This window comes from Prevotella sp. LCP21S3_D2 (genome assembly GCF_052118345.1).
Classification (GTDB): Bacteria; Bacteroidota; Bacteroidia; order Bacteroidales; family Bacteroidaceae; genus Prevotella.
This window is the reverse complement of sequence record NZ_JBQKHJ010000015.1, coordinates 77,428-84,083: the sequence shown is the minus strand read 5'-3', so window position 1 is coordinate 84,083 and position 6,656 is coordinate 77,428. Positions and strand designations below refer to the sequence as shown.

General features: G+C 46.7%; 5 protein-coding genes. 3 read left to right on the top strand and 2 right to left on the bottom strand.

Features of this window, described 5'->3' with window-relative positions; translation table 11 throughout:
* Positions 1 to 134 precede the first annotated feature (134 nt).
* The gene (locus ACTQ16_RS10680) at positions 135 to 1,577 is read left to right on the top strand and encodes a sodium:solute symporter (RefSeq protein ID WP_441937346.1); all 1,443 of its coding nucleotides are present in this window, start codon (positions 135 to 137) and stop codon (positions 1,575 to 1,577) included.
* A gap of 12 nt (positions 1,578 to 1,589) precedes the next feature.
* Complete coding sequence (locus ACTQ16_RS10675) at positions 1,590 to 3,617, top strand: M13 family metallopeptidase (RefSeq protein ID WP_441937345.1); 2,028 nt, start codon at positions 1,590 to 1,592, stop codon at positions 3,615 to 3,617.
* Between the two features lie 91 nt (positions 3,618 to 3,708).
* On the opposite strand, the gene ACTQ16_RS10670 is transcribed toward ACTQ16_RS10675, so the two are convergent.
* Together ACTQ16_RS10670 and truA are read right to left on the bottom strand one after the other, a co-directional pair.
* A complete protein-coding gene (locus ACTQ16_RS10670; protein WP_089542731.1) occupies positions 3,709 to 4,626 on the bottom strand; it encodes a DMT family transporter in 918 nt (305 codons plus the stop codon).
* Between the two features lie 63 nt (positions 4,627 to 4,689).
* A complete protein-coding gene (gene truA / locus ACTQ16_RS10665; protein WP_441937344.1) occupies positions 4,690 to 5,430 on the bottom strand; it encodes a tRNA pseudouridine(38-40) synthase TruA in 741 nt (246 codons plus the stop codon).
* Between the two features lie 221 nt (positions 5,431 to 5,651).
* Here truA and dapA point away from each other — a divergent pair, with 221 nt between their 5' ends.
* Entirely contained in the window at positions 5,652 to 6,539 is an 888-nt protein-coding gene (dapA, locus tag ACTQ16_RS10660) for a 4-hydroxy-tetrahydrodipicolinate synthase (RefSeq protein WP_153122741.1), read from the top strand.
* The last annotated feature ends 117 nt before the right edge of the window (positions 6,540 to 6,656 follow it).

The following is a 6,656-nucleotide window of genomic DNA, read 5'->3' as shown; positions in this document are numbered from 1 at the left end:
TTTTTGCAACACTAAGATAAGTGAAAATTCTGACATGGCAAAATCCTGGGCAACTTTTTGTTGCTCAGGAACTTATAAATAAAGTTAAATTATAGTGTTGCGGAATTAAGGTAGATATAAAAAGAGAGAAAGAAATGATTATTATCATCACAATTTTGGCATATTTCTGCGTGTTGTTGCTTTTCAGTCACATCACGGCAAGACGTGCCAGCAGTAATGAAACGTTTTATAGAGCTAACCGACGTTCGCCTTGGTATATGGTAGCCTTCGGTATGGTGGGTGCTTCCATCTCGGGTATTACCTTTGTCAGTGTGCCGGGCATGGTGATGAAGACCGATATGACCTATCTTCAGATGTGTCTTGGATTTATCGTGGGTTATTTTGCCGTAGGTTTCCTTTTGCTGCCTATCTATTATCGGTATAATCTCACTACCATTTATAGCTACTTGCAGCAGCGGTTGGGTGAGCGCTCATATAAGACGGGAGCTTCATTCTTCCTCTTGTCTAAGATGACTGGAGCCGCAGTTCGCTTCTTTGTGGTCTGTATCTTGTTGCAGCGGTTTGTGCTCGATGGGGTGGGTGTTCCGTTCTGGATAACGGTGCCTGTGATGGTGATGCTCATCTGGCTCTATACCCGAAAGGGTGGCATCAAGACTCTGGTGTGGACGGATTCCTTCCAGACCACCTGTATGTTTGCGGCGCTCATCCTGATTATCTATCAGGTGATGGCAGCCTTAGGCATGACGCCTTCTGAGGCTGTTTCGGCAATTGTTCAAGATAGTCATTCCCGCATCTTTGTCTTTGATGATTGGGTATCGAAGCAGAACTTCTGGAAACAATTTCTCAGTGGTGTGTTTGTGGTGATTGTGATGACAGGATTAGATCAGGACATGATGCAGAAGAATCTTACCTGCAAGTCGCTTCGAGAGGCACAGAAAGATGTTTGTACCTACGGCTTTGCCTTTGTGCCAGCCAATCTGCTTTTCTTGAGTCTGGGTATACTGCTGATGATGCTGGCTCAGAAACAGGGAGTGGCTTTGCCATCTGCTCCTGATGATCTGCTGCCGATCTTTGCGGCATCAGGAGCGATGGGAACCTTGGTAGTTGTGCTCTTTACCATTGGTATTGTTGCTGCCAGTTTCTCCAGTGCCGACTCTGCACTGACTGCTATAACCACGAGTCTTTGTGTAGATATCCTGGGCAGGAAGGATGATGTGAAGCTCCGCAAGTGTATGCACTTGTTGGTTGCGGTGGTGTTCATGCTGTTCATCATTGCCTTCAAGGCCATCAACTCTACCAGCGTTATTGATGCCATCTACATTCTCTGCTCGTATACCTATGGACCATTGTTGGGATTGTTTGCCTTCAGTTTGCTTACCAGGCGACAGGTGAACGACCGGTGGTCACCATGGATTTGCATAGCCAGTCCGCTTATCTGTTTCGTCATCGATAACATGACATCACAGCTTACAGGTTATAAGTTTGGTTACGAACTCTTGATGCTGAACGGTGGCTTGACCTTCGCCGGTCTAGCCTTGAGTAGTGCAAGCCAATTCAATATGAAACATAAACTATAAACATTATAAACAATGAAAACAAAAGTGTTATTCGCTGCATTGTTGCTCAGTGCAACAACAGCTTTTGCCCAGCAGGATAAGTTGGGCTCTGGTATTGACAAGGCCAATATGGACTTGAGCATCAAGCCAGGAAATGATTTCTATCGTTATGCCGCAGGCAACTGGATGAAGAACAATCCGCTTGATGCTGAGCATACTGATAATGGTGCTTTTACAGACCTCTTTGAGCAGAATCAGAAGCGCATTCAGGACATCATCCTTGAATATGCTTCCAAGCCACAGCAGAAGGGTTCGCTCGGACAAAAGATCGGTTCGCTCTACAACCTCCGTATGGACAGCGTTCGCCTGAACAAGGAGGGATGGGCACCTATCAAGCCAACTCTCGACCGTATCGCTGCCATCAAGGACCGCAGAGAGTATCAGTTGGTAACAGCTCAGCTCGATTTCCGTGGCGAGGGTACCATGATGTATGGTATCGGTGTTGGTGCCGACCTTCGTGATGCCGCCAACAACCTCGTTGAGGTAGGACAGGGCGGTATTGGTCTTGGTGTACGCGATTACTATGTAAACGATGACGAGCAGACCAAGAAGATCCGTGATGCATACAAGGCTTATATGAAGAAGCTCTTCCAGATGGTTGGCAACGACGAGGCTACAGCCCAGAAGAAGATGGAGGCTGTGATGGCCATCGAGACCCGCATCGCTAAGGCAAGCTATAGCCAGGTACAGCTCCGCGACATCGACAAGAACTATCACAAGATGACCTACAACCAGCTCGTGCTCGATTATCCTGGCATCGACTGGGGCAACGTGTTCCTGGCATCCGGTTTCCCTGCTTTCAAGGAAGTTTGTGTAGGTCAGCCTGAGCCAATCCACGAGGTTGAGAAGATTCTCGCAGAGACCTCTCTGGATGATTTGAAGACATACGCAGAGATTAAGGTGATTTCTGGTGCTACCAGTGTGTTGAGCGATGATTTCCGTGCCGTATCCTTCGAGTTGAGCAAGGTAATGAGCGGTGTTCAGCAGGACCGTCCTCGCTGGAAGCGTGCTGTAAGTACCGTGAGCGGCGTTTTGGGCGAGGCTATCGGAAAGATCTACGTAGAGAAGTACTTCCCTGAAAGTAGCAAGAAGCGTATGCTCGACCTCGTTCACAATCTCCAGACTGCGCTTTCTCAGCGCATCGATGAGGCTACATGGATGAGTGCTGCTACCAAGGCACAGGCTAAGGATAAGTTGGAGAACTTCATCATCAAGATCGGTTATCCTGACAAGTGGAAGGATTATAGCGGTTTGCAGGTAGATGACAGCCTCTCTCTCTACGAGAATATGGCAAACATCTCTGAGTTCTTTACCAAGGATGCCATTGCCCGTAAGGTGAACAAGCCGGTAGATAAGACAGAGTGGGGAATGACTCCTCAGACTATCAATGCTTATTACAACCCAACTACCAACGAGATCTGCTTCCCTGCAGCTATCCTGCAGCCTCCTTTCTTCGATCCAACAGCTGATGATGCGATGAATTATGGCGGTATCGGTGGTGTAATCGGTCATGAGATGAGCCACGGTTTTGACGACCAGGGTAGTCAGTTTGATAAGACTGGTAACCAGCACAACTGGTGGACCGCTGCAGATAAGAAGAACTTCGAGTCTCGCACCAAGATTCTGGTTGACCATTTCAACAAGATTGAGTTGGCTGGCAAGAAGGTAAACGGCCAGATGACCCTGGGTGAGAACATCGGTGACAATGGTGGTTTGAACATCGCTTTCCGTGCACTTCAGAATGTGATGAAGACAGAGAAGTTGGTTGTGAAGGATGGATTTACTCCAGAGCAGCGCTTCTTCCTGGCATGGGCACGTGTATGGGCAGGCAATGCCCGTCCTGAGTACCTGCAGTATCTGATGACCGTGGATGTTCACTCTCCAAACGAGGCTCGTGTGAACGGTGCCCTCCCAATGGTGGATGCATGGTACAAGGCATTCAACATCAAGAAGAGCGACAAGCTCTTTGTTCCAAAGAACAAGCGTGCACATATCTGGTAAAAACATAAAAAAGTCTTGCAGGCACATTGGCTTGCAAGACTTTTTTTATGCTTGTTGCTTTCTTTGCAGAAAGTTTCGTATGCTATGCAGATTACTTTGTTCCGAAATAGAGGAACAGCATTCCGAGCAGAACGAGAAGAAGGTCAACAAACTTAGCCTTGAGGTTCTTCTCGTGGAAGATGGCTGCACCGAAGAGGAAGCTGACGATGACCGAACCGCGGCGGATCATGCTGACGATACTGATCATGGCTCCTGGCAAGCTCAATGCGTAGAAATATACGAAATCGGCAGCCGAAAGGAAGATGCTGATGAAGATGATGCTCCAATGCCAATGGAATGGGGTGGAGTTCTTCTTGGTAGGCCACCATATCATCAGGAGCATGGCTCCCATGAGGAAGCACTGGTAGATGTTGTACCAGCTCTGCACGATCATTCTATCCAATCCTACACCACCATTCTCGGGTGGAGCCATCAGATACTTATCGTATAGACCACTCACCGCACCGAGTACGGCAGCCAGAACGATGAAGTAAATCCACTTGTTGTGCTTGAAGTCGATGCCCTCCTTCTTTCCGCTGCGCGAAAGCATGGCAAAGGAGATGATGGCAAGAATGACACCAATCCACTGGTAGAGGTTGAGTACCTCGCCGTAAACCAGCAGGGCACCCACGAGTGTCATTACCGGACGGGTGGCATTGATAGGCCCCACGATGGTGAGTGGCAGATGCTTCATGCCGAAATAACCGAAGATCCAACTGCTCAATACGATGAAACTCTTGAGCACGATATACTTGTGAACTTCCCATCCGCCTTCGGCTACATGGAACATGGTTCCATCCAGCGAATTTCCTGTATAGCTCAAGATGATGAACGGCAGGAAGATGAGTGATGAGAAAAGCGTGTTCAAGAAGAGCACGGGAATTACTGCGTTACCTGAAAGTGCCTTCTTCTTGAAGGCATCATAGAATCCCAGCAGCGCTGCTGAGAGAAATGCTAATACTAACCACATAGTAGTGTTTAATGTTTATTATTTAATGTTTATTAAGGCTCGCGCCCTTGTGTTTCTAATCATTTATTCTTTGAAATCATATCCCACGTCTTCCAGGAACAGGGCATTGCCTGGCATGCTTTCGCCCGCATCGCTGCGGCTGCCATTGTGCAGGATGTCGAGGAACTGCTCCATCGTAATCTTTCCCCTGCCCACATCGATGAGGGTACCCACCACGGCTCTTACCATGTTTCTCAGGAAACGGTTGGCGGTGATTTCGAAATACCAGGTAGTGGGAGAGGTCTGAACCCAGCGGGCTGTCGTTACATGACAGATGGTGGTCTTGTTGTCACCGCCCGCCTTGCAGAAAGCAGCATAGTCTTCGTGTTGCAGAAAATGCTGTGCAGCCTCGTTCATCTTCTTGAAGTCGAGAGGATAGTTCATCTGCAGGGAATAGTGACGCTCGAAAGGGTCCTTTTTTGTGTGGATATAATAATGATAGGTACGCGAGGTGGCAGAGAAGCGGGCGTGCATCTCAGGATTAACCTCCTGTACTTCGTATACTGCGATGTCACGTGGCAGAATTCGGTTCAGACGATATACCAGTTGGTCGAGTTCCATCGTAATCTCAGTCTCGAAGTGAGCCGCCATGTTGCGGGCATGTACTCCTGTGTCGGTTCTTCCGGCTCCCACTACTTCTATCTCTTTTCTCAGAAGTATGGAGAGTGCACGCTGCAACTCCTGCTGTACCGAATTGGCATTAGGCTGAATCTGCCAGCCGTGATAGTTGGTTCCGTCGTAACCAAAGAATATAAAATATCTCATTATTAACTTTGAACTGTTTTACTTTGAGCTTCGAACATAGAGCTTGGTTTGCCCTTCGTTTTTCGCTTAATTCGGGTGCAAAGTTACTAAAAAAACGTGAAATATGGTATAATAATACAGAATATTTTCAAAAATGATACAATCTTGAAAGAAAATTCTGATTTTATTTTGCATTTTGACAATAATTGTGTACTTTTGCCAACGATTTTGTTTAATAGATTATGGCACAGAATATTTTTAAGGGCTTAGGTATTGCCCTCATTACTCCATTTAAGGCCGACGGATCGGTTGATTATCAGTCTCTCAAGAGATTGGTAGAGTTCCAAATTGACAATGGTGCAGACTTTCTTTGCATCCTTGCCACTACTGGTGAGGCTCCATGCCTGACCCAGGAAGAGAAAGACAAGATTACTGAATTGGTGAAAGACGTGAACAAGGGGCGCGTCAAGATTTTGAAATATTGTGGTGGCAACAATACTGCTGCTGTCGTGGATGAAATCAAGAACACAGACTGGAGTGGCATTGATGGCATCCTCAGTATTTGTCCTTATTACAACAAGCCATCTCAGGAAGGCTTGTATCAGCATTTCAAGGCAATAGCTCAGGTTAGTCCACTGCCTATCGTACTCTATAATGTTCCTGGTCGTACAGGTATTAACATGAAGCCTGAGACCACTTGTCGCATTGCGCGCGATTTCCCTAATGTAGTAGCAGTGAAGGAAGCTAGTGGCAGCCTGGAGCAGGTAGATGAGATTATCAAGAACAAGCCGGATAACTTTGAAGTTATCAGTGGTGATGATGCGCTTACCTTCTCTATGATAGCAAGTGGTGCTGCTGGTGTTATCTCTGTAATCGGTAATGCACTGCCAAAGGCATTCAGCCGTATGATTCGTCTGGAATTCCGCGGTGAATACGAGCCTGCACGCAAGATTCATCATTCTTTCACAGAGTTGTACAGTCTGCTCTTTGTGGATGGTAACCCTGCAGGTGTTAAGGCTCTGCTGAATGATATGGGCTTCATTGAGAACGAACTCCGTCTGCCTCTGGTACCTACACGTATCGCAACCAAGCAGAAGATGAGCGAAATCCTTAGAACATTGAATATTTAATATAACGATTAGTGATTAGTGAATATTGATTAGTGATTATTGTATGCGCATGATGATCACTAATCATTATTCATTACTCTTCAATCACTACTCACTACTCATTAATCACTATAACAT

What these genes read in the sequence shown, in the direction of transcription:
- ACTQ16_RS10680 (WP_441937346.1), top strand. Translation starts at nt 135, where the DNA reads ATGATTATTATCATCACAATTTTGGCATATTTCTGCGTGTTGTTGCTT.
- ACTQ16_RS10675 (WP_441937345.1), top strand. Translation starts at nt 1,590, where the DNA reads ATGAAAACAAAAGTGTTATTCGCTGCATTGTTGCTCAGTGCAACAACA.
- ACTQ16_RS10670 (WP_089542731.1), bottom strand. Translation starts at nt 4,626, where the DNA reads ATGTGGTTAGTATTAGCATTTCTCTCAGCAGCGCTGCTGGGATTCTAT.
- truA (WP_441937344.1), bottom strand. Translation starts at nt 5,430, where the DNA reads ATGAGATATTTTATATTCTTTGGTTACGACGGAACCAACTATCACGGC.
- dapA (WP_153122741.1), top strand. Translation starts at nt 5,652, where the DNA reads ATGGCACAGAATATTTTTAAGGGCTTAGGTATTGCCCTCATTACTCCA.